Consider the following 21255-nt stretch of genomic DNA (forward strand, 5'->3'; position numbering starts at 1 on the left):
CCGCCACAGCGATCGAAGCCGGCCCCGCCCCTCCCCGCGCCGGGATCGCGTCCAGAACCCTCTTGGTCACGTAGTTGAGCCTGTCTCTCGGCAGCACCGAAACCCGGGCCTGCGGTGCGAGATCGTCGCCTATGACACCGACGAGCTCGATCATCTCCTCAGGAGAGGTCACGCAGACAGCCTTGCGCTCGCGGAGAAGTTTGTGGCAGCCGGCCGACATGGCCGAGGTGACCGGCCCGGGTACCGCTCCCAAGTGCCGGTTGAGTGACAGTGCGTGGGCGGCTGTGTTGAGGGCTCCGCTCCGGACCGCGGCCTCCACCACCACCGTTCCTCTCGACAACGCGGCGATCAGCCGGTTGCGGATGAGGAAGCGAGCTCGGGTGGGATGAACGCCGGGCGGGCACTCGCTGATCACCACGCCCTGTCCTCTCACTGCGGCGAACAGGGTGTCGTGACCGCGTGGGTAACAGACGTCCACACCGCAGGCCAACACCGCGACCGTGGGAGAGCCGGCGGCCAACGCACCTCGGTGAGCGGCCCCGTCCACGCCATAGGCACCTCCCGACACCACGGTCCAGCCTGCCTCGCTGAGGCCCACACCGAACTCCGCCGCGATGTGCGAACCATAGGGGGTGGCGGCCCTGGCCCCGACCACGGCCACGGATTTGAGGCAGGCGAAGCGCAGATCCGCCGAGCCGTGGATCCACAGCCCGAGGGGACGGCTGGAGCCCAGCTGGTCGAGCTGGGTGGGCCAGGCCGGAGTGCCCGGGATGATCAGCCGTGCTCCGGAACTCTCACCGGCTTCGAGATCGGCCGGCGGGTTGGCGGCGGCGAGCCGCGCGTACCAAGCGTTGAGGCGGGAGGTCAGATCCGGTCGGCTTTCCTGCTCGGCCTCCTGTGCGATGAACTCCGCGGGCAGAGCGCGGTTGCGGATCGCCTCCACCGCCGCCGGAGCACCGAACGCGGCGACGAACCGGCCCATGACGGGATCTCCCACGTCGGTGGCGCGCATGAGCGCGACTCTGGCCTCGGCATCCCGCCGGAGGCTCGTGCTGTCGGTGGTGGGTTGCGCCGCGGCGGTCACGGCGGTTCGGGGCACAGCGGGCTCTCCGGGTGTACCGGGCGACTGTGGTGTGCTGTTCACGGCGCCTCCTTGGGGGCGTACGAAGGGCATGGGGCTGCTGCTGGTGGCGGCGCCGGCGTGGAACGCGGCATGGGCGCCGCACGACGAGGTCCACGGCAACTGCTGGCTGCGGCGCGCGAAACGGATCGTCGAACTGCTGGCCGCGCGCCAGCGTGAAGAGGGTTATGGAACTGCCTGCCGCGCCAACATGGGAAGGCGCATGCGGGACTGGCATCGCTGACGTGGTGGAAGGGTGCGTGCAACCGCTGGCATCGCCGGTGTGGTGAGGCGCATGCGCCGCTGGCATCGCTGACGTGGTGGAAAGGCGCGTGAAGCTGCTGGCATCGCCGGTGTGACGAAAAGGCGCACACTGCCGCCGGCATCGCCGACGTGACGGAAAAGCGCACACCGCCGCTGGCATCGCCGACGTGGAAGAAGACTGCTGGACCCGAGTGGTCGGGCGAGGAGTCACACGACCGCCGCTACGGACCGTTCACGATCAACGTCGAGTACAGCAAGCGATGGCACACACTCACCGGCCGCCATGCACGCGCTGACGTGAAAGGGCTGGGCGTGCGTGCGTGGGCCGGGGTGGCCGCTCGCCGGTGTACGGCCACGGTCAGGACCTGACGCCGAGCCAGAAGCTCAGCGCGGCGTTGGTCTCGTCTTCTCCCGGGCTGTCCTTGCCGGCCAGATCGGCGAGCGTCCAGGCGACCCGTACGACGCGGTCGAGGCCGCGGGCTGTCAGCGTGCCCGAATCGAGGCAGGACGTCATCGGACGCATCGCCGCGGGCGGCGGCCGATAGTCGGCGTGCAAGGCAGCGGACGGAATCTCGGCGTTCAACCGCCACGGAGTGCCGGCCAGGCGTTTGGCGGCTCGCTCGCGGGCCACGAGAACGCGTTCGGCCACGGTCTTGCTCGTCTCCACGAACTGGCGGTCGGCCAGCAGCTCCCGTCTGGATGAGCGGACCACCGTGACCTTCATGTCGATGCGGTCGAGGAGCGGCCCCGACAGCCTGCCGAGATAGCGCCGCCTGACCGTGGGGGTGCAGGTGCAGCGTTCGGCCTGGTCCTCCGCGCGGGCGCACGGGCACGGATTGGCCGCCAGCACCAGCATGAACCGCGCCGGGAACGTCACTGATCCCGCCGCCCTGGACACGGTCACCCGCCCCGACTCGAGGGGCTGCCGCAACGCGTCGAGCACATGTCTGGCGAACTCAGGGGCCTCGTCCATGAACAGCACCCCTCGATGCGCGAGCGAGACCGCACCAGGACGGACGATCGTGCTGCCACCGCCGATGATCGCCGCCGACGTCGCGGTGTGGTGCGGGCTGACGAACGGGGGGCGGCTCATCATCGGCGCACTGGACGGCAGCGCACCCGCGACCGAATGAATGGCGGTCACCTCCAGCGCATGGTCGAGCTCCAGGCCGGGCAGCAGCGTGGGCAGGCGTTCGGCCAACATGGTCTTGCCGGTGCCCGGCGGGCCGAGCATCCAGAGATTGTGGCCGCCGGCCGCACACACCTCGAGGGCTCTGCGGGCCACCGGCTGGCCCACGACCTCAGCCAGGTCGACGCCGGGGTTCGTGCCGGGTGGGGACGGCTCCGCCCGTTCGTCTGCCTCGGGTGTCGGCGGAACGTCGCCCTTGCGCAGCCACTCCACAAGATCACGCAAGTGACCGACGGGGACCACCTTCACCTCAGGCACGAGAGACGCCTCCGCCGCGTTTCCCGACGGGACCACCACCGTGACGTCGCCGCCGTGCTGCGCCGCGCCCAGAACCGAAGGCAGCACGCCGCGTACGGGCCTGATGCGGCCGTCGAGGCCGAGCTCCCCCAGGAAGAACGGCTCCGCGATGCGCTCTGCGGGCACCACCCCGGCCGCGCCGAGGATGGCGACGGCTATGGCCAGGTCGAACTGCGAGCCGCGTTTGGGCAGGCTGGCCGGGAAGAGGCTGACGGTGATGCGGGCGTCGGGCCACGGGTAATGGCTGTTGACGACGGCCGACCTGACCCGATCGCGAGCCTCGCTGAGCGCCGTGTCAGGGAGGCCGATGAGGTGGATGCCGGCCAGGCCGTTGCCCACGTCGGCCTCGACCTCGACCGTACGGCCTGCGACTCCGACCAGCGCCACGCTGCGGGTGCGGGCCACGGCCATCTACACCACCCCCCGCACGTGCCGCAGGGCGAAGTCGCCCGCGAACCGTTCGAGGGCGACGACGTCGACGCGTACGGCCTCGAACGTACGGGGCTGCGTGGTCAGCCATCTGCTCGCCAGCATCCGCAACCTGGCGACCTTGGCGGGACGTACCGACTCCAGGGCTGTGCCGTGCGAGCGGCTCGATCGTGTCTTGACCTCCACGACGACCAGGTGGGAGTCGTCTTCCGCGATGATGTCGATCTCGCCGTGGCGGCAGCGCCAGTTGCGTTCGAGCACCGTCATGCCCTGGCTCTCCAGGTAGGTCACGGCCACCTGTTCGCCTTGTTTGCCGAGATCGAGCTTGCTCTGCGTGGCCAAGTGCCACCTCCGTCGGGTAGGTCGGGGTCCGAGCACCGACCTTCGCGGATCCAGCCCACCGCCCTCGTCCCCGAACGGGATTCTGTGGACATCGCCCCAGGCATCCGCCCGGCTTGTGGATAACCCACAGCTTGAGGGCCCTCGACATCTCGCCCCTGGACCCGTGCCGCAAAGAGACAGCCCCGCGACTCGCTCCGAGCGCGATGAGCAGCCCGCCCGTCCAGGCGTCGCCGACAGAGCCGCATGGGTTGCTGTCCGACCAACATGCCGGACGATGGCGCGTCAGTCGGTGCGGGCTCATGCCCGGAACGGCATCGCAGGAGGGAGCAGATCAGGCACCCAGAACAACTTCACAACGGCAAGAGCAGGGGAACGCGCCCCAGGACAACGCTGCGAGGGTGAGAGCGGGCCACCCGACTTGGACAACGCCGCGACCGTGAGAACGGGCCACGTAGCCGGAACGGCGCTGCATCGGTTGCTGTGGGTAAGTGACGAGGCCGGCCGCGTCGTCAGGGTCCGCCTTCAAGCGCGGCCAGCGGTCTGCCGAACGTGATCCCGTCCAGGAGCTCAGCAATGCAAGTCCCACGAGCAGCTCTGTACAGGCGGGAAGTCGATCCCTCCCTTGCCGAGCTCCAGGTGCTCGTGAACCGCACGGCGCATGTCGTCGATCGACACGTGCGCGTGCACAGCGCACGGCTGGCAGCGCCGCGCCGCAGGCACGTCGCCACGTCCTCTCGCTCCACGCAGTGGGCGTGGCCGGACGTCGAAGGTGCGGCCGTAGCACGGTGGGCACTGGCGGCGCTGGCGACGTGGATGCCCGCGTCCTGGAGGTTGTCGAGTACGACGAGCACACCGGCAGGCCAACATCGCCCACAGCCGCTCGAGACAACACAGCACCGGTCGCCAAGACCCTCCGCCGCCCGCACACTGCGAGAACACGCTAATCCGTCGCCAGGCGACTCCCGAGCGTACGCCCGCGGTCGACGTGGAACTGCGGGCCGCCGGGCGCGGGGAGGCGACGCAGCCGCTGGCCGGCGGCCGAGCCGACCGGCAGGATCGATGATTCGACCGCAGAGGTCGATGGTCAGCCCGCGTCGATGGGCGGGCCGCAGAGCACGTCACGCTGCCGCCCACACGCACGCCGCCCCACAAACGCAGCCAACCCACGTCCCGGCAGCGCACCCCGTGACCTGAACGCGCATCCCTGGCCCTCGAACGGCGCATCCCGGAACCCGAGCGGCGCACACCCCGCCCACAGCACGCCGAACCCAGCCCCCGCACACCGGAAACCCCCGTACGAGGAAGAACCAGAGAGGGCCTTAGCCGGAGAACCCCTCCTTCGGCATCTCCAGGTCCGCCTTGGCCAGCTCCTCCACGTTCACGTCCTTGAACGTGACCACCCGCACGTTCTTCACGAACCGCGCAGGCCGATACATGTCCCACACCCAGGCGTCCTGCATCTTCACGTCGAAGAAGACGTCGCCGTTCTCCGCAGTGCGGACGTCGAGATCGACCGAGTTGGTCAGATAGAACCGCCGCTCAGTCTCCACCACGTAAGTGAACAAACCGACGACATCGCGGTATTCGCGGTAAAGCTGCAGCTCCATCTCGGTCTCGTACTTCTCGAGATCCTCTGCGCTCATCGCGGTCCTCCTGTCGTACCGGTCCCCCGGTGTGCCTGGTCAGGCAACCCCGGCCCCCAATTCATTCTCACCCATCCCCCTCGCCACCGTGACGAAGGAGTAACGGTGATCAGGACACGGGCCGTGCGTTTCCAGCGCCAGCCGATGTCCTGGTGTGACATACCCCTTGTGCTCGGCGAAGCCGTACTGCGGGTAGCGCTCGTCGAGCGCGACCATCAGGCGATCTCGGGTCACCTTGGCCACGATCGACGCGGCCGCCACGCACGCGGCCACCTGGTCCCCCTTCCACACCGCCAGCGACGGGGCGGGCAGCCCCGGCACCGGGAATCCGTCCGTGAGGATGTACTCCGGGTCACAAGGCAACTGTGCGACAGCCCGCCGCATTCCTGAAACGTTGCACTTGTGAAGACCTTTGGCGTCGATCTCCCCAGGAGGGATGATCACTATGCCCACATGGGAGACGCGCATGATCTGGTCGTACAGGCGCTCGCGCACCGCGGGCGCGAGCAGCTTCGAGTCGTCCAGGCCGTCGATCCGCCTGCGCAGGATGACGGCCGCGACGACCAGCGGCCCCGCGCACGCGCCGCGCCCTGCCTCGTCGACACCCGCGATGGGGGCGAGGCCGCGGCGGGCGAGCGCCCGCTCGTAGGCGTAGAGTCCGGAATCTCGCCGGACGACACTCGGTCGAGGGCGGAACGCAACTGTCATGACACAGGCAGCGTACGCCCCATTCGCCGCGAACCGCGACCGAAAGCCCGCTCTACTTGACCTTGTCGAAGATGTCGGGCTGGGAGAAAAGGTAACCGCGCGACAGCGGCCAATAGCGCACCACGGCCTTGCCGATCACGTCGTCTTCCGAGATGAAACCCCCTCCGGGCTCCTCCATGTGGGCCCGCGAGTCGGCGGAGGCGCTGCGATGGTCGCCCATCAGCCAGAGCTTTCCGGCGGGCACCGTGACGTCGAAGTCATCGCCAGAAGCGAAATCGCCCGGGTAGAGGTACGACTCCTCCTCGAGCGGGGTGCCGTTGACGGTGATGCGCCGCTGCTTGTCGCAGCACACCACCTTGTCGCCGCCGACGCCGATGACCCGTTTGATGGTGTCTTCGCCGTTCCAGCCCTTGAAAACCACGATGTCGCCGCGTTCGGGCTTGCCCGCGAGTTTGTTGACGAACACCCGGTCGTTGACGAGGAGCGTGCGCTCCATCGACTCCGACGGGATGTAGAACGAGCCGATCACGAACGCCTGCAGCAGCAGCGCGATCCCGACCCCCATCGCGATCAGCAGGACGGTCTCGCGGAAACCGCCCTTCTTCTTCTCTTTTGCCACGCCCTCCGCCTTCTCCGTGACGGCCGTCAGCGCGTCTTGCGCAGCCGGCGCCGACGGGCCAGCACCAAGGGTACGGCGAGCCCGAACCCGGCGACCATCGGCTCCGGCCCGCCGAGCGCCTGCAGCGCGGGCTGGGCGAACGCCTGCAGCGCGGGCTGGGCGAACGTCTCGGGGATGTCGATCGAACCGAACCGGTTGAACGGCCACACGATCACGAAGGCCCGCCCGATGACCTGGCTCTCGGGGATGGACCCGCCGCCGGGATCGCCGGTGTGGGAACGCGAGTCGAGCGAGACCGAGCGGTGGTCGCCCATCACCCACAGCCGCCCGGGCGGCACGGTGATGTCGAAGAACTCGTTGGACGGCACATCACCCGGGTAGAGGTAGCTCTTCTCGTCGATGGGCGTGCCGTTGACCGTGATGCGGCCCTTGGGGTCGCAACACTTGACGTGGTCGCCACCGACGCCGATGACCCGCTTGATGTAGTCCTTCTCGCCGGGCACGATGCCGAACGCCGTGCCGACCCACCGGAAGAACCCCGCGACCGCGTTGGACGGCTCCTCGAGCTGGAACTCACCGTCCCAGGAGTCGACGCCGGAGAAGACCACGACGTCGCCGCGCTCGATGTCACGCGTGTGGTAGACGAGCTTGTTGACGAGGACCCTGTCGTTCTTCAACAGGGTGTTCTCCATCGACTCGGACGGAATGTAGAACGCCTGGACCACGAATGTCTTGATGATCAGGGCCAGCACCAGGGCCACCACGATGAGAACCGGGAGTTCTTTCCAGAACGAGCCCTTCTTCTCTTTATCGCCCTTGGCCGGCTTCTGCGTCTCTTCCGCGACCACGTCCACCTCGTCCTCGACAGGGCGGCGCGCCGCGCCGTGCTCCTGGTTCTCGCTTGTCATCGCTGACGAGCCTAGATGATGCGCAGGCTCGACAACCCCCGACCGACGTTACACCCACCCCTGATTCCCTCCACATAAAGGGAAGGGCCCTGTAAAGCGGAAAAGGCCCGCGCATGGCGCGGGCCTTTTATGAGCACGGCTCAGATTACTTGGCGGCCGTGGTCTCGCGCTTCTCGCGGATGCGGGCGGCCTTGCCGCGCAGGTCGCGCATGTAGTACAGCTTGGCGCGGCGGACGTCACCACGGGTCACGAGGACGATCTTCTCGATGACCGGGCTGTGCACCGGGAAGGTGCGCTCCACGCCGACGCCGTAGCTGACCTTGCGGACCGTGAAGGTCTCGCGGGCGCCGCTGCCCTGCCGGCGCAGCACGAAGCCCTTGAAGACCTGGATACGGGACCGGTTGCCTTCGACGACTCGGACGTGAACCTCGAGCGTGTCACCGGGACGGAAGCCCGGCACGTCGCTGCGCAGGGTCGCCTTCTCGAGCTCCTGGATCTTCGTGTGCATGAGAGTCAATTCCTCAACGTTTCGCGAAGCAGGCGGAGGTCCACCCGGCCACGCCCCGACCACGAGCACGGCGACAGGAAGTGGACACGCTTGCTGTCTCCTGGGGGCCCGGGGTCGCTCTTCCCGGGCACGCAACACCGACCGATGATGGACGGCAGCGCTTCAGTTTGCCACATCTTTCGGACCGACGCGAAATGACAGCTCTTCGAGCAGCTTCCTGTCGTGCTTGTCGAGCGTGTCGGGGTCGAGCTCCGCCGCCAGCTCGGGCCGGTTGCGCACGGTACGCCGGATCGCCTGCTCCCGCCGCCACCGGGCGACATTTCCGTGATGTCCGGATAGCAGCACGGCCGGCACCTCGTGCCCTCGCCACACCGGCGGCTTCGTGTAGACCGGCCCCTCGACCAGGTTGCGCATCGACCCGGGCGCGAACGAGTCGTCCACGGCCGACTGGGCGTTGCCCAGCACGCCGGGCAGCAGCCGCCCCACGGCCTCCACGATGACGAGCACCGCGACCTCTCCCCCGGCCAGCACGTAGTCGCCGATGCTCACCTCGTCGACGCGCAGCCGTGCGGAGTATTCGTCCATGACGCGCGAGTCGATGCCCTCGTAACGCCCGCAGGCGAACAGCAGCCACGGCTCCCCGGCCAGCTCCTGCGCCAGCTCCTGGGTGAAGGGCCGCCCGCTGGGCGTCGGCACGACCATCCGCGGGGAGCCGTCGCCGATCACCGCGTCGATGGCCTCGCCCCACACCTCGGGCTTCATGACCATGCCGGGCCCGCCGCCGTAAGGGGTGTCGTCCACGCTCTTGTGCACGTCGTGGGCCCAGTCGCGCAGCTGGTGGACGCGTACGTCGAGGGTGCCGCGCTCGCGGGCCTTGCCGATCAGCGAGACGTCGAGCGGCGCGAAGTACTCGGGGAAGATCGAGATGATGTCGAGCCGCATCACAGCAGCCCCTCGGGCGGATCGACCACCAGCCGCCCCGCCTCCACGTCGACCACGGGCACGAGGGCCTTGACGAACGGGATGAGCGCGTCGTCCTGCCCCTTGCGGCGCACCACGAGGAGGTCCTGGCCGTGGTGGAGGACGTCCTCCACCTCGCCGACCCGCTCACCCGCGACGGTCTCGACCGTCAGCCCGATGAGCTGGTGGTCGTGGAACTCGTCGGGGTCGTCGGGCGGCGCCACCTCGGCCGAGTCGATGACCAGCATGGTGCCGCGCAACTCCTCGGCCGCGTCGCGGTCGGCGACCCCCTCGAAGGTGACCAGCAGCACGCCCTTGTGCCAGCGGCGGCCCTCGACGACGAGCGGCCCGCGCTCGGCGGGGTCGGTCGCGATCGAGGTGCCGGGGGCGAAGCGCAGCTCGGGATCGTCGGTGCGCACCTCCACGGTCACGTCACCGCGTACCCCGTGTGGACGGCCTATCCGGCCGACGACCAGCTGCACGTGATCTGCCTTTCTCAACGCGAGCGCCCCCATCGGAACGAAGCCGATGAGGGCGCGCTTTTCCTGACGCTAACGGACTGCTTCGTGCAGATCGAGCAGGTCGACCCGCACGTATTTCCCGTCGGCCAGGGCGTTCACGACCGTGCGCAGCGCCTTGGCGGTGCGCCCGCCGCGTCCGATGACCTTGCCCAGGTCCTCGGGGTGCACCCGGACCTCCAGGACGCGCCCGCTGCGAATGCGGCGTGCGCGGACCCGGACATCGTCTGGATGTTCGACGATGCCCTTCACGAGGTGCTCGAGAGCCTCCTCGAGCACGTCAGGCCTCGCCCTCGGTCTTGGTCTCGGCGGTGGCCTCGGCCTCGGCCTCGTCCTTCTTCTTGGCCTTCTTCGGCGTGGTGGCGGCCGTGCCGGTGTCGCCACCGGACAGGGCCTCCTTGGCCGCGGCCTCGTAGATGGCGTGACGGTCGGGCGCGGGCTCGGCGACCTTCAGGGGCGCCGGAGCCGGCTCGCCCTTGAACTTCTGCCAGTCACCGGTGAGCTTGAGCAGCTTGAGCACCGGCTCGGTCGGCTGCGCGCCGACACCGAGCCAGTAGGCCGCACGCTCGGCGTTGACCTCGATGCGCGAAGGGTTGTCCTTCGGGTGGTACAGGCCGATCTCCTCGATCGCCCGGCCGTCACGCTTGGTGCGGCTGTCGGCGACGACGATTCGGTACTGAGCGTTGCGGATCATGCCGAGCCGCTTGAGCTTGATCTTGACTGCCACGGGTGTGGTCTCTCCTGCATTCGAGCGTGGGTGAACGGCATCTCGCCGAGTGGGGCACGACGGGACGACGCTCCAGGGACAGGCGCGTCCGGCGGGAGATGAGAGGGCACCCGCCTGGTCACGATGTTCCAACATGTCATTGTGCCAGACCGACGGCCCTGCTCACGACACTGCCCACAACCTCGTACGGCAGCGGACCGCAAAGGGCCGGGCAAGACCCGGTGACCGATCGGGTCACCGGGTGCGCGTCACTTCTGGCCGGGCAGCTTCAGCTTGGACGGGTCGAAGCCGGGGGGCAGCTCGACGCCGGGCGGCAGCTTGCCGCCCAGGTTGCCCAGCACTCCGCCCGGCTTCGGCTCGGAAGGGGCCGTCTCCGCACTGGCCTTGCCGAGCGCGGCCTTGCGCGGGTCGCCGCTGACGCGCCGCCCCTTCTTGCCCTTCTTCTGTGCCTTGGCCGCCTTGCCGCGACCGCCCGGCATGCCGGGGATGCCCATGCCGCCCGCCATCCGCTTCATCATCTTCTGCGCCTCGAAGAAGCGGGTGACCAGGTTGTTCACGGCGCTGACCGAGACGCCGGAGCCGGCGGCGATGCGGGCGCGGCGCGAACCGTTGATGATCTTGGGGTCCTGGCGCTCGGCGGGGGTCATCGAGCGGATGATGGCCGCGATGCGGTCGAGGTCGCGGTCGTCGATGGAGTTGATCTGGTCACGCATCTGCCCCATGCCGGGCATCATGCCGAGCAGGTTCTTGATCGGCCCCATCTTCTGGACCATCATCATCTGCTCGAGGAAGTCCTCGAGCGTGAAGTTCTCGCCCGAGGTGAGCTTGCCCGCCATCTTGGCGGCCTGCTCCTCGTCGAACGTCTTCTGGGCCTGCTCGATCAGGGTGAGGATGTCACCCATGTCGAGGATGCGCGAGGCCATGCGGTCGGGGTGGAAGGCGTCGAAGTCCTCGAGCTTCTCGCCGGTCGACGCGAACATGATCGGCCGGCCGGTGATGTGGCGGACCGACAGCGCCGCGCCACCGCGGGCGTCGCCGTCGAGCTTGGTCAGCACGACGCCGTCGAAGCCGACGCCGTCCATGAACGCCTGGGCCGTGGTGACGGCGTCCTGGCCGATCATGGCGTCGACCACGAACAGGACCTCGTCGGGACGGACCGCGTCGCGGATGTCGGCGGCCTGCTGCATCATCTCCTGGTCGATGCCCAGGCGGCCGGCGGTGTCGATGATGACGATGTCGTGCTGCAGGCGCCTGGCCTCGTCGATCGACCGGCGGGCCACCTCGATCGGGTCGCCGACGCCGTTGCCGGGCTCGGGCGCGTAGACCGCGACCTCGGCGCGCTCGCCGACGACCTGGAGCTGCGTGACGGCGTTGGGACGCTGCAGGTCGGCGGCGACGAGCATGGGCGCGTGGCCCTGCTCGCGCAGCCACTTCGCCAGCTTGCCGGCCAGCGTCGTCTTGCCCGCGCCCTGCAGACCCGCCAGCATGATGACCGTCGGCGGCGTCTTGGCCAGGCGGATCCGGCGCGTCTCGCCGCCGAGGATCTCGATCAGCTCGTCATTGACGATCTTGACGACCTGCTGCGCCGGGTTGAGCGCCTGGGAGACCTCGGCGCCCCGGGCGCGCTCCTTGACCTGCGCGACGAACGCCTTGACCACCGGGAGAGCGACATCGGCCTCCAGCAGGGCGATGCGGATCTCGCGGGTCGTGGCGTCGATGTCGGCATCGGACAGCCGGCCCTTGGACCGGAGGGAGGAGAAGACCGATGTCAACCGGTCGGAAAGCGTCTCGAACACGTGGTTGGCCAGTCCTCGAAGCGAATGTACGTCTAAGACTCCAGCCTATCCGCTCCGCTAGCCGCTCCAGCCTGGCACGGCCATCCGGACTGTCAGCGCGTGTTCGACCAGCTGGATCAGCGCGTTCTTGACCGACTCCTTCGAGCGGGCGTCCAGGCGCACCATCGGGATGTGGGGGGCGAGGGTGAGCGCGTCGCGCACCTCGCCGTCGTCGTGCAGGTACTGGCCGTCCCAGCCGTTGATGCCGACGATGAACGGCAGCTGCGCCTCTTCGAAGTAGTCGATGGCGGGGAAGCTGTCGGCCAGGCGCCGGGTGTCCACGAGGACGACCGCGCCGATGGCGCCGCGCACGAGGTCGTCCCACATGAACCAGAACCGGTGCTGTCCCGGTGTGCCGAAGAGATAGAGGATGAGGTCGCGGTCGAGCGAGACCCGGCCGAAGTCCATGGCGACGGTCGTGGTCGACTTCAGCGGCGTCATGCCGAGGTCGTCGATGCCGGCGGAGGCGTCCGTCATGACCGCCTCCGTGGTGAGCGGCATGATCTCCGACACCGCGCCGACGAACGTCGTCTTGCCCACGCCGAACCCACCGGCGACCACGATCTTCGTCGAGGTCAGACCGGGGCTAGAGCCTGCGAAGTCCACTTAGCACCCTTTCCAGCAGGTTGACGTCCGGCCTCCCTGCATCGAGCTGCGGCTGATGCACCCGTACCAGGCCCTCGGCCGCCATGTCCGCGATCAGAACACGCACCACGCCGAGCGGGATCCGCAGCAGGGCCGACACCTCGGCCACCGACCTGACCTGCAGGCAGAGCTGGCTGATCGCTTTGTACTCCGGCGTGATGTGGGAGAACTCCCGGTGCTCGGCGGTCGCCGAGGAGACCAGGGCCTCCATCGCCAGCTTGACCTTGGGCGCGGTGCGCCCGCCCGTGACGGCGTAGGGCCGTACCGGCGAGGCGGGTTCGGAGCTGGGGGGCTGCGGGCGGGGCGGCTCCCAGCCGCCGCTGTTCCACGTGGGGTTCGTCACCTACATCACCTGGTCTGCGTGGCGCGCAGCTCGGCGCGCACCGCGGGAGTCAGCACCTGACCGGCGCGATCGACCATCAATGTCATCTGGTACGCCACCAGCCCCATGTCACAGTCGGGGGCCGCCAGCACCGCCAGGCACGAGCCGTCACTGATCGACATGATCAGCATCAGCCCGCGCTGCATCTCCACGATCGTCTGGTTGACCGCACCACCCTCGAACACCCTGGCCGCACCCTGTGTCAGGCTCACCAGGCCCGACGCGATCGCGGCCAGCTGATCGGCCCGGTCCGCCGGGAAACCCGCCGACGCCGCCAGCGGCAATCCGTCGGACGAGACGACCACCGCGTGCGCGACCCCCGGAACGGTACTGACGAAGTCGGTGATTAACCAGTCCACCCCGCGTGCCGCGTGGCTCAGGTCGTTCACGCGCCCTCCTCCCTACTGTCACTCCTGGGGCCGGACCCGTACGTCCTGCCCTCGCTGATGTCGTCGCGCGCTGCTCGGAAGCCTTGCTGGAAGCTCGAAAGACGGTTGCGCACGCGGTCCGGCGAGACCGCCGGCATGGGCGCGACGCCCTTCGGAGCCGAGACGGTGTCCGCCGAGCCGGGCACCAGGTTCGCCTTGGGGACCCGCTTGGGCAGGCCCGCCGCCGTCGATCCGTCGCGCACCGGCTCCACGACCGCCTTCGCCGCGCTCCAGCCTTCGTCCGCCTTGGACGAGCCCCAGGTGGCGTTGGGCTCCGCGCCGTGTTCGAACCAGGCGGACTCGACCGAGGCGAAGATCGGCAGGTACTCGTCGCCGGTCGCCGCCGGCGGGACCGCGGGCATGGGGCCCGTGACGGCGGCCTCGTTCTCGGGGAAGTCGAAGCGGTTGCGGGCGGGCGGCGACGGAGGCTGCTCGCGGGGCCGCATCCAGGGGCTGGTCTCGTCGGAGACGTCGCCGCGCGTGGGCAGCCCGGTGTCGCCGGCGGCCGGGCCGCGGGCGGAGACCCACACGTCGTGGGCCGAGTCGGAGGTCGTCCAGCCGTTGCCGCCGGTCGGCTCGCCGCCGGACCAGGCGGGCGTCGCCGGCCAGGAGCCGCTCGGGAACGCGTCCGTCGACGGGTACGACGGATACGACGGGTGGCCGGGGCCGGGCTGGTAGCCCGAGGCGGGCCAGGGGGTCGCGGCCGGAGCGGGCGCGGGCGCCGGAGCCGGCGCGCTGAACGCCCCCTCCCGCACGCCGGCCGTTCCCGCCGCGCCGGAGCCGGCGAACGACGGGGCCTGCGTGCCCAGCAGCGACTCGGGGATGAGGACCATGGCGGTCAGGCCGCCGGAGCCGTGCGGGCGCAGCTGCACCCGGATGCCGTGCCGGTGCGCCAGCCTCGCGACCACGAACAGGCCCATGCGGCGGGAGACGGAGACGTCCACGGCGGCCGAGCCGCTCAGGCGCTCGTTGGCCTGGGCCAGCTCCTCCTGGGTCATGCCGATGCCGGAGTCGGTGATGGAGAGCATGATGCCGCCGCCGTCGATCCGGCTGCCGGAGACCGGGACGCGGGTCTCGCGCGGGGAGAACGACAGGGCGTTCTCGACCAGCTCGGCGATCAGGTGGATGACGTCGTTGACGGCCTGGCCGGCGATGGAGACGCCTTCCGGCACCTCCAGCACGACCCGTTCGTAGTTCTCGACCTCCGACAGCGAGGCGCGGGCGACGTCGACCAGCTTGACCGGCTGGCTCCAGCGGCGCGGCGGCTCCTGGCCGGCGAGGACCAGCAGGTTCTCGCTGTTGCGGCGCATGCGGGTGGCGAGGTGGTCGAGCTTGAACAGGTTCGCGAGCCGCTGCTCGTCCTGCTCGCCCTGCTCCAGGCCGTCGATCAGGGTGATCTGCCGCTCGACCAGCGTCTGGCTGCGCCGCGACAGGTTCACGAACATCGCGTTGACGTTGCTGCGGAGCCTGGACTCCTCACCGGCCAGGCGGACGGCCTCGCGGTGGACCTCGTCGAAGGCCCGCGCCACTTCACCGATCTCGTCCCTGGAGTCGATGTCGATGGGCGGCACCTGCAGCTGTTCGGGAGCCACGTCCGTGGTGCGCAGCTGGCGGACCAGGTCGGGCAGCGTCTGGCCGGCGATCTTCAGGGCGTCGCCGCGCAGGCGGCGCAGGGGGCGTACGAGCGAGCTCGCCATAAGAGCGGTGATGGCGAGGACCAGGAGGAGCAGCAGGACCACGACGCCGATGTTGACGGCGGCCAGCTGGCGGTCGGCGCTCGCGACGTCGGCGCTTCGGGTGGCCACCTGGTCCGACAGTGTCTTCTGCACCTGGTGCAGCTTGTCGACGGTGTCGGTGATGGACTCGAACCAGCGGTCGGCGTCGCGGGCCGTGGCGTTGTCGAGCCTGCGCAGCGGCTGACCGTTGTTGTGCAGCATCACGGCGCGGCTGATGTAGAACTCGGCGCGGCCGATCTTCTGGCTGGCGACCGTGTTGTCGTGGAACTGGCGCTGCGACGCCGTGGCCACCGCGTTGAACGCCGCCCGTTCGCTCTCGCGGCGGGCGCGGGCGTCCACGAAGGCGTCGAACTCCGGCTGCTCGAAGCCGCCGCGGACCAGTGCGATCGTCAGCAGCGCTCGTTGTTTGGAGGCCTCCTCCTCCGCGCGAGCGATCGAGCGCAGCGCGGCGGCGGTGGAGGCGAGCTGCTCGTCCGTGGAGCCCTGGGCCAGTTCGTCGTACAGCTGCAACATGTCGGCGATGACCTCGGAATACTTCTCCACCGTCGGCAGCGGCGGCAGCTGTGAGCCTTCGACGGTCAGTCGCAGCGACTTCAACTGGCCGAGGCGGACCTCGATACGGTCCAAGGTCCTGCGGCCGAGGTCGCTGAGCGAGGGTCCGGTGACCTTGGCGGCCTCCAGAGTACGGCTGACGCTCGCGTCCACGACGCCCTGCTGGCTCGCCAGCTTCTGCTTCTCAGCGGGGCGCCGGCCCGATACGACGTAGCGGCCGGCCAGGTCGCGTTCGAGGCCGAGATCGCGCGAGAGGTCACCAAGCTGGGCGATCAGGCCGCCGACCTCGCCGATGACCTGGTACTGCTGCGCGCTGGCGATCGAGGTGGTGACACGCAGTGCGCCGAGGATCACGGCCACGATCGTGGGGATGGCGATGAGGGCGATGAGACGAGTGCGCACGCGCCAGTTGCGCAGGGCGAACGGACTTCCCGATCGAGGGGACCGCGTAGTGGGCGGCTCACCGCCCAGAACCTGTTCCGGTACGTCCGGAGCGCTCCCACGACCGGGATCGGTCGTTGTTGTCGTCACTGGTGGCAACCTCTCGCCATGGCCTGCTTGTGGGGAATCTCAGCGGCTTCGTCACGCGGACGAGTGATCGCAGGCAAGTTCGAGGCCCAATTTGAGCACAAACATCATAGTTAGGCCAACGCCTCGCAAGTTTTCTACCGTTCCAACTCACACTTTGTTCACGTGGCAAGCTCATGAACACGGAGCGCAACCAAAAGCCTGTCAAATTCGGACATTAAGCCAGTAAGTGTACGTCGGTTATATATTTACACACATATAGGTTCGTATGAATATTTTGCAGATAAAAGTCATAAACGTGGCATAGCGCTCCCGCGGCGGTTCTCCCCTCGGGTACGCTTCACGCCCGGCATCCCGTGCCGATCTCTCCAATAGCTTCCCCTGGTAGGAGAACCCCCCATGACTCGCAAACTGCGCTGTCGCGCCATTGCCATCGGCGTCACAGTCGCTCTGGCCCTTACCGGCTGCGGTGCCTCCGACGACACCGCCACCTCGGCCGGCGCCAATGGTCTGGAGAAGACCACCATCAAGGTCGGGCATCTGCCCATTCCCGACCCTGTGGGCCTCTATATCGCCCAGACCAAGGGCTTCTTCAAAGAAGAGGGCCTGACGGTGGAGCCCGAGATCATCACCGGTGGCGCCGCCGCCATCCCGCAGATCGAGAACGGCTCCCTCGACATCGCGATGACGAACTACGTCTCGACGTTCGTCGCCGTCGAGCAGGGCAAGAAGATCAAGCTGATCGCTGACATGTACCAGGCGGCTCCGAACACCTTCAACATCATGGTGCCGAAGGATTCGCCCATCAAGACGGTCGCCGACCTCAAGGGCAAGACCGTCCTGGTGAACAACCTCAACAACATCGGCCAGCTCGCGGTGACCACGCAGCTCAAGGTGGCCGGTCTCACGGCCGAAGACGTCAAGTTCGTCGAGAAGCCGTTCCCCGACATGGGCAACGCGGTCAACAGCGGGCAGGCCGACGCCTGCTGGATCACCGAGCCGTTCATCACGGCGAACCAGAGCCAGCTCGGTTTCCGCAAGCTGGCCGACACGATGACCGGCCAGATGGCGGACTTCCCCATCGCCGGGTGGATGGTCTCCGACGAGTGGGCCGCCAAGCACCCGAAGACCCTCGCGGCGTTCCAGCGGGCCATCCAGAAGGCGCAGGCGCTTGCCTCGAGCGACCGCAAGGAGATCGAGACGCAGCTGCCGACGTACACCGCGATCAAGGCCGACGTGGCCTCGGTGATCACACTGGGCGTCTACCCCAGTGAGCTCAGCGCGAACCGCCTGCAGAAGGTCGCCGACGTGATGCTGGAGTACGGCTACCTGAAGAACGCGATCGACGTGAACTCGATCATCGTGACTCCCCCGAGCCAATGAGATGAGCAAGGCACGGCTACTCCGCGGCGCCCTCGGCGTCGCGGGGTTCCTCATTCTCGGGGAACTGGTCATCCGCTTCGGCATCAGCGAAGACCTGCTCTTCCCCGCTCCTTCCGCGATTCTGTACGAGGCCGTCTTCCAGCCGGCCGACCCCGACTTCCTGGCCGGCGTCGGCACGACCGTCACGAACTGGATGGTCGGCCTGCTCGTCGCGACCGCGATAGCCGTCCCGCTGGGCGTGCTGCTCGGGGCGCTGCCCCCGGTCGAGCGCGTGGTCAGGCCCCTGCTGGAGTTCCTGCGGCCGATCCCCTCGGTGGCGATCATCCCGCTGGCCATCCTGCTGATCTCGGTGGACGAGATGATGAAGATCTCGGTCATCGTGTACGCCGCGGTCTGGCCGATCCTCATCAACACCGTCTACGGCATGCAGGACGTCGACCCGCTGGCCAAGGAGTCGCTGCGCAGCTTCGGCTTCGGCCCGCTGGCGGTGCTGACCAGGGTGTCGCTGCCCAGCGCGGCGCCGTTCGTCATGACGGGCGTCAGGATCGCCGCGGGCACCGCGCTCGTCCTGGCGGTCAGCGCCGAACTGATGGCAGGCGGCGCCGACGGCATCGGCGTCTACGTGAACGTGGCCAGCAGCGGCAACCGGGTGGACCTCATGATGGCGGCCACGCTGTGGGCCGGCGTGCTCGGCCTGCTGGTCAACATGCTGCTGCTGACCGGCGAGCGCCGGCTCTTCCGCTGGCACCAGGTACGGACGGGGGCGTCGGAGTCGTGAGATCCATCACCAGGTTCTGGCTGGTCCCGGTGGTGCTCGGCGTCTGGGAGCTCGTCGGCTACGTGACGCAGGACACCGACTTCCCGCCGCCCTCGACGATCGTCGTCCGCATGTACGAGCTGTGGTTCTCCGGCCCCGCCGGCCGGTTGTTCCTCACCGACGATGCGATCGACAACATCCTGCCCAGCCTCGGCCGCATGTTCAGCGGCTGGATCCTGGCCGCCGTGGTCGGGATCCTGCTCGGCGTGCTGCTCGGGCGCTCGCGCGCGGCGGCCGACTTCGTGAACCCGCTGATCGAGTTCGGCCGCGCGGTGCCGCCGCCGCTGCTGGTGCCGGTCTTCGTCGTGGTGCTGCAGGCGGTGCTGGCCACGCAGCTGGCCACGATCGTGTTCGGCGTCATCTGGCCGGTGCTGCTCAACACGATCGACGGCGTGCGGGCGGTGGACCGTACTTATATGGAGACGGCCACGGTCTTCAACCTGAGCAAGGCGCAGCGCCTGCGCGTCGTCATCCTGCCCGCCGCCTCGCCGAAGATCTTCGCGGGTCTGCGGCTGAGCCTGTCGCTGGCGCTGATCCTCATGGTGATCAGCGAGCTGTTCGGCGGCGGCAGCGACGGCATCGGCTACCAGCTGCTGGTGGCCCAGCGCAGCTTCGACGGCGCGGGCGTGTGGGCGCCGATCGTGCTGCTCGGCGTCCTCGGCTACCTCGTCAACTCCCTGTTCGTGCTGGCGGAGCGCCGGGTGCTCGTCTGGCACCGGCAGGCCACCCGCAACCCCTGAAGTCCTGTTTGGAAAGGGATGAAGAACTTACATGTCTGAGCTGCTCTGGGGGGCCGTCGGCGACCTCTCCCGCTTCGCCGCGCTGCTGACCATGGCGGAGCTGGGGCTGGCCGACCATCTCGCGGACGGACCTCTGGAGATCACGGAGCTGGCGGAGCGCTCCGGCTCCGACGCCCCCGCGCTCCGGCGGGTCATGCGCGAGCTGGCCGGCATGGACATGGTCAGGAAGGCCGGGCCGGGGACGTACGAGCTGACCGAGAAGGGCGCGCCCCTGCGCTCGGACGCGCCAGGTCACGTGCGCTCCTCGATCCGCATGCTCGGCGAGGAGAGCTTCTGGTACGCCATGGGCTCGCTGCCCACCACCGTGCGCGAGGGCAGCTCGGCCTTCGTCAAGCGGTACGGGCACCTGTACGACCACCTCGCCGCCGACCCGGCGGTGAGCGACCTGTTCGACGACTACATGACGGCCAGGGCCCTGCCCTTCATCGAGGGCCTGACCGAGCGGTACGCGTTCCCCGCCACCGCGACCATGGTCGACGTGGCAGGCGGCAAGGGGCACATCCTCGCCACGGTGTTGCGCGCCAACCCGGGCATGCGGGGCATCCTGTTCGACCTGGAGCACGTGACGGGGCACGCCAGGCGCACGCTGGAGGAGGAGGGTCTGGCGGATCGTTCGGAGGTCGTCGCCGGGGACTTCTTCACCGGCGTCCCGTCCGGCGCCGACATCTACCTGCTGGCCAGCGTCCTGCACAACTGGGACGACGACGACGCCGTCAGCATCCTGCGCAACGTCCGCGCGGCCATGAAGCCGGACGGACGGGTGCTGGTGCTGGAGACGGTGCTGCCGCCGGAGGACGAGGAGGCGCACCTGGGCAACGCCCTCGACCTGCGCATGCTGGCGATCTTCAACGGCGGCGCCGAGCGCGACCGGGGCGAGTACGCGGCCCTGTTCGAGCAGGCCGGACTCGCGCTGAACGAGGTCATGACGCTCGGCGCGGGCGCGAGCCTCATCGAGGCCCGGCCCCGCTAGGCGCCCCAGCCCGGCACGGCCATCCGGACGGAGAGCGCGTGTTCCACCAGGTGGATGAGCGTGTTCTTCACCGAGTCCTTCGAGCGGGCGTCCAGCCGCATCATCGGGATGTGCGGCGCCAGGGTCAGGGCGTCGCGCACCTCGGCGTCGCTGTGGGGGTACTTGCCGTCCCAGCCGTTGATGCCGACGACGAACGGCAGCTGCGCCTCCTCGAAGTAGTCAATGGCCGGGAAGCTGTCGGCCAGGCGGCGCGTGTCGACCAGCACGACCGCGCCGATGGCGCCGCGGACGAGGTCGTCCCACATGAACCAGAACCGGTGCTGTCCCGGTGTGCCGAAGAGATAGAGGATGAGGTCGCGGTCGAGCGAGACCCGGCCGAAGTCCATGGCGACGGTCGTGGTCGACTTCAGCGGCGTCATGCCGAGATCGTCGATGCCGGCGGAGGCGTCCGTCATGACCGCCTCCGTCGTCAACGGCATGATCTCCGACACCGCGCCGACGAACGTCGTCTTGCCCACCCCGAAGCCTCCCGCCACGACGATCTTCGTCGAGGTGAGGCCGGGGCTAGAGCCTGCGAAGTCCACTTAGCACCCTTTCGAGCAGATTGACGTCCGGCCGCCCGGCGTCCAGCTGTGGCTGGTGCACGCGGACCAGACCTTCGGCGGCCATGTCGGCGATCAGCACGCGCACCACACCGAGCGGGATCCGCAGCAGGGCCGACACCTCGGCCACCGACCGCACCTGCCGGCACAGTTGGCTGATCGCCTGGTACTCCGGCGTGATATGCGAGAACTCCCGCTGCTCGGCGGTCGCCGAGGACACGAGGGCCTCCATCGCCAGCTTGACCCGCGGCGCCGTCCGTCCACCTGTCACCGCGTAGGGACGGACGGGCGAGGCGGGGTCGGGATTCAGCTGCGACTGGGGCTGGGGCGCAGGCTCGGGCTGAG

At 68.9% G+C, this 21255-nt stretch carries 24 protein-coding genes; 5 read left to right on the forward strand and 19 right to left on the reverse strand.

The window, feature by feature from the left end; translation table 11 throughout:
- A partial coding sequence (gene dprA, locus C1J01_RS14310) for a DNA-processing protein DprA (protein ID WP_235854438.1) occupies nucleotides 1–1012 on the reverse strand: 1012 nt, incomplete at its 3' end.
- 160 nt (nucleotides 1013–1172) lie between these two features.
- On the opposite strand from dprA, the gene C1J01_RS14315 reads away from it, so the two are divergent.
- Nucleotides 1173–1364: a hypothetical protein gene (locus C1J01_RS14315; protein ID WP_111179453.1), complete on the forward strand. Its 192-nt coding sequence runs from the start codon at nucleotides 1173–1175 to the stop codon at nucleotides 1362–1364.
- A 378-nt stretch (nucleotides 1365–1742) separates the two neighbouring features.
- Here C1J01_RS14315 and C1J01_RS14325 read toward each other — a convergent pair whose 3' ends face one another.
- From C1J01_RS14325 to C1J01_RS14400, 16 genes are all read right to left on the reverse strand, one after another.
- Nucleotides 1743–3281 (reverse strand): YifB family Mg chelatase-like AAA ATPase, encoded by a 1539-nt coding sequence (locus tag C1J01_RS14325; RefSeq protein ID WP_111179455.1) that lies wholly within the window; start codon nucleotides 3279–3281, stop codon nucleotides 1743–1745.
- Entirely contained in the window at nucleotides 3282–3641 is a 360-nt protein-coding gene (locus C1J01_RS14330; protein WP_111179456.1) for a YraN family protein, read from the reverse strand.
- Nucleotides 3642–4960: 1319 nt separating this feature from the next.
- Nucleotides 4961–5284, reverse strand: coding sequence for a DUF2469 domain-containing protein (locus tag C1J01_RS14335; protein ID WP_026215037.1), 324 nt, complete (start codon nucleotides 5282–5284; stop codon nucleotides 4961–4963).
- A gap of 39 nt (nucleotides 5285–5323) precedes the next feature.
- Complete coding sequence (locus C1J01_RS14340; protein WP_111179457.1) at nucleotides 5324–5992, reverse strand: ribonuclease HII; 669 nt, start codon at nucleotides 5990–5992, stop codon at nucleotides 5324–5326.
- 52 nt (nucleotides 5993–6044) lie between these two features.
- On the reverse strand, nucleotides 6045–6611 hold the full coding sequence (gene lepB, locus C1J01_RS14345) for a signal peptidase I (RefSeq protein WP_235854439.1): 567 nt from the start codon (nucleotides 6609–6611) through the stop codon (nucleotides 6045–6047).
- A gap of 26 nt (nucleotides 6612–6637) precedes the next feature.
- Entirely contained in the window at nucleotides 6638–7519 is an 882-nt protein-coding gene (gene lepB, locus C1J01_RS14350; protein ID WP_111179458.1) for a signal peptidase I, read from the reverse strand.
- Nucleotides 7520–7664: 145 nt separating this feature from the next.
- Nucleotides 7665–8027, reverse strand: a complete 363-nt coding sequence (gene rplS / locus C1J01_RS14355; RefSeq protein WP_111179459.1) for a 50S ribosomal protein L19 — start codon at nucleotides 8025–8027, stop codon at nucleotides 7665–7667.
- Between the two features lie 162 nt (nucleotides 8028–8189).
- Entirely contained in the window at nucleotides 8190–8969 is a 780-nt protein-coding gene (gene trmD, locus C1J01_RS14360) for a tRNA (guanosine(37)-N1)-methyltransferase TrmD (RefSeq protein ID WP_111179460.1), read from the reverse strand.
- Nucleotides 8969–9469, reverse strand: a complete 501-nt coding sequence (rimM, locus tag C1J01_RS14365; RefSeq protein WP_111179461.1) for a ribosome maturation factor RimM — start codon at nucleotides 9467–9469, stop codon at nucleotides 8969–8971. Before rimM ends, trmD begins: the two co-directional genes overlap by 1 nt.
- 69 nt (nucleotides 9470–9538) lie before the next feature.
- Nucleotides 9539–9784, reverse strand: coding sequence for an RNA-binding protein (locus C1J01_RS14370; RefSeq protein WP_043634919.1), 246 nt, complete (start codon nucleotides 9782–9784; stop codon nucleotides 9539–9541).
- A gap of 1 nt (nucleotide 9785) precedes the next feature.
- Nucleotides 9786–10232: a 30S ribosomal protein S16 gene (rpsP, locus tag C1J01_RS14375; RefSeq protein ID WP_111179462.1), complete on the reverse strand. Its 447-nt coding sequence runs from the start codon at nucleotides 10230–10232 to the stop codon at nucleotides 9786–9788.
- A gap of 248 nt (nucleotides 10233–10480) precedes the next feature.
- A complete protein-coding gene (gene ffh, locus C1J01_RS14380; protein ID WP_111179463.1) occupies nucleotides 10481–12028 on the reverse strand; it encodes a signal recognition particle protein in 1548 nt (515 codons plus the stop codon).
- A 57-nt stretch (nucleotides 12029–12085) separates the two neighbouring features.
- Nucleotides 12086–12646 carry a GTP-binding protein gene (locus C1J01_RS14385; RefSeq protein ID WP_111179486.1) on the reverse strand — a complete coding sequence of 187 codons (561 nt, stop codon included), beginning with the start codon at nucleotides 12644–12646 and terminating at the stop codon, nucleotides 12086–12088.
- A 7-nt stretch (nucleotides 12647–12653) separates the two neighbouring features.
- A complete protein-coding gene (locus C1J01_RS14390; protein ID WP_111179464.1) occupies nucleotides 12654–13055 on the reverse strand; it encodes a DUF742 domain-containing protein in 402 nt (133 codons plus the stop codon).
- 5 nt (nucleotides 13056–13060) lie between these two features.
- Nucleotides 13061–13483: a roadblock/LC7 domain-containing protein gene (locus C1J01_RS14395; RefSeq protein WP_111179465.1), complete on the reverse strand. Its 423-nt coding sequence runs from the start codon at nucleotides 13481–13483 to the stop codon at nucleotides 13061–13063.
- Nucleotides 13480–16212 (reverse strand): sensor histidine kinase, encoded by a 2733-nt coding sequence (locus C1J01_RS14400; protein ID WP_181448745.1) that lies wholly within the window; start codon nucleotides 16210–16212, stop codon nucleotides 13480–13482. The genes C1J01_RS14395 and C1J01_RS14400 overlap by 4 nt, the downstream gene beginning before the upstream one ends.
- 525 nt (nucleotides 16213–16737) lie before the next feature.
- On the opposite strand from C1J01_RS14400, the gene C1J01_RS14405 reads away from it, so the two are divergent.
- From C1J01_RS14405 to C1J01_RS14420, 4 genes are read left to right on the forward strand one after another with little or no spacing between them, the layout of a single operon-like run.
- Nucleotides 16738–17721 (forward strand): ABC transporter substrate-binding protein, encoded by a 984-nt coding sequence (locus C1J01_RS14405; RefSeq protein WP_235854440.1) that lies wholly within the window; start codon nucleotides 16738–16740, stop codon nucleotides 17719–17721.
- A 1-nt stretch (nucleotide 17722) separates the two neighbouring features.
- The gene (locus tag C1J01_RS14410; RefSeq protein ID WP_111179467.1) at nucleotides 17723–18499 is read left to right on the forward strand and encodes an ABC transporter permease; all 777 of its coding nucleotides are present in this window, start codon (nucleotides 17723–17725) and stop codon (nucleotides 18497–18499) included.
- Nucleotides 18496–19278 carry an ABC transporter permease gene (locus tag C1J01_RS14415; protein ID WP_111179468.1) on the forward strand — a complete coding sequence of 261 codons (783 nt, stop codon included), beginning with the start codon at nucleotides 18496–18498 and terminating at the stop codon, nucleotides 19276–19278. Before C1J01_RS14410 ends, C1J01_RS14415 begins: the two co-directional genes overlap by 4 nt.
- A 31-nt stretch (nucleotides 19279–19309) precedes the next feature.
- Nucleotides 19310–20308 carry a methyltransferase gene (locus tag C1J01_RS14420; RefSeq protein WP_111179469.1) on the forward strand — a complete coding sequence of 333 codons (999 nt, stop codon included), beginning with the start codon at nucleotides 19310–19312 and terminating at the stop codon, nucleotides 20306–20308.
- On the opposite strand, the gene C1J01_RS14425 is transcribed toward C1J01_RS14420, so the two are convergent.
- Together C1J01_RS14425 and C1J01_RS14430 are read right to left on the reverse strand one after the other, a co-directional pair.
- Nucleotides 20305–20892 (reverse strand): GTP-binding protein, encoded by a 588-nt coding sequence (locus C1J01_RS14425; RefSeq protein ID WP_111179470.1) that lies wholly within the window; start codon nucleotides 20890–20892, stop codon nucleotides 20305–20307. The two genes, C1J01_RS14420 and C1J01_RS14425, sit on opposite strands and share 4 nt — an antisense overlap.
- Nucleotides 20873–21220, reverse strand: a complete 348-nt coding sequence (locus C1J01_RS14430) for a DUF742 domain-containing protein (protein ID WP_111179488.1) — start codon at nucleotides 21218–21220, stop codon at nucleotides 20873–20875. The genes C1J01_RS14425 and C1J01_RS14430 overlap by 20 nt, the downstream gene beginning before the upstream one ends.
- Between the last annotated feature and the right edge of the window lie 35 nt (nucleotides 21221–21255).

The sequence above is a fragment of the Nonomuraea aridisoli genome, from assembly GCF_003236395.1.
GTDB lineage: Bacteria > Actinomycetota > Actinomycetes > Streptosporangiales > Streptosporangiaceae > Nonomuraea > Nonomuraea aridisoli.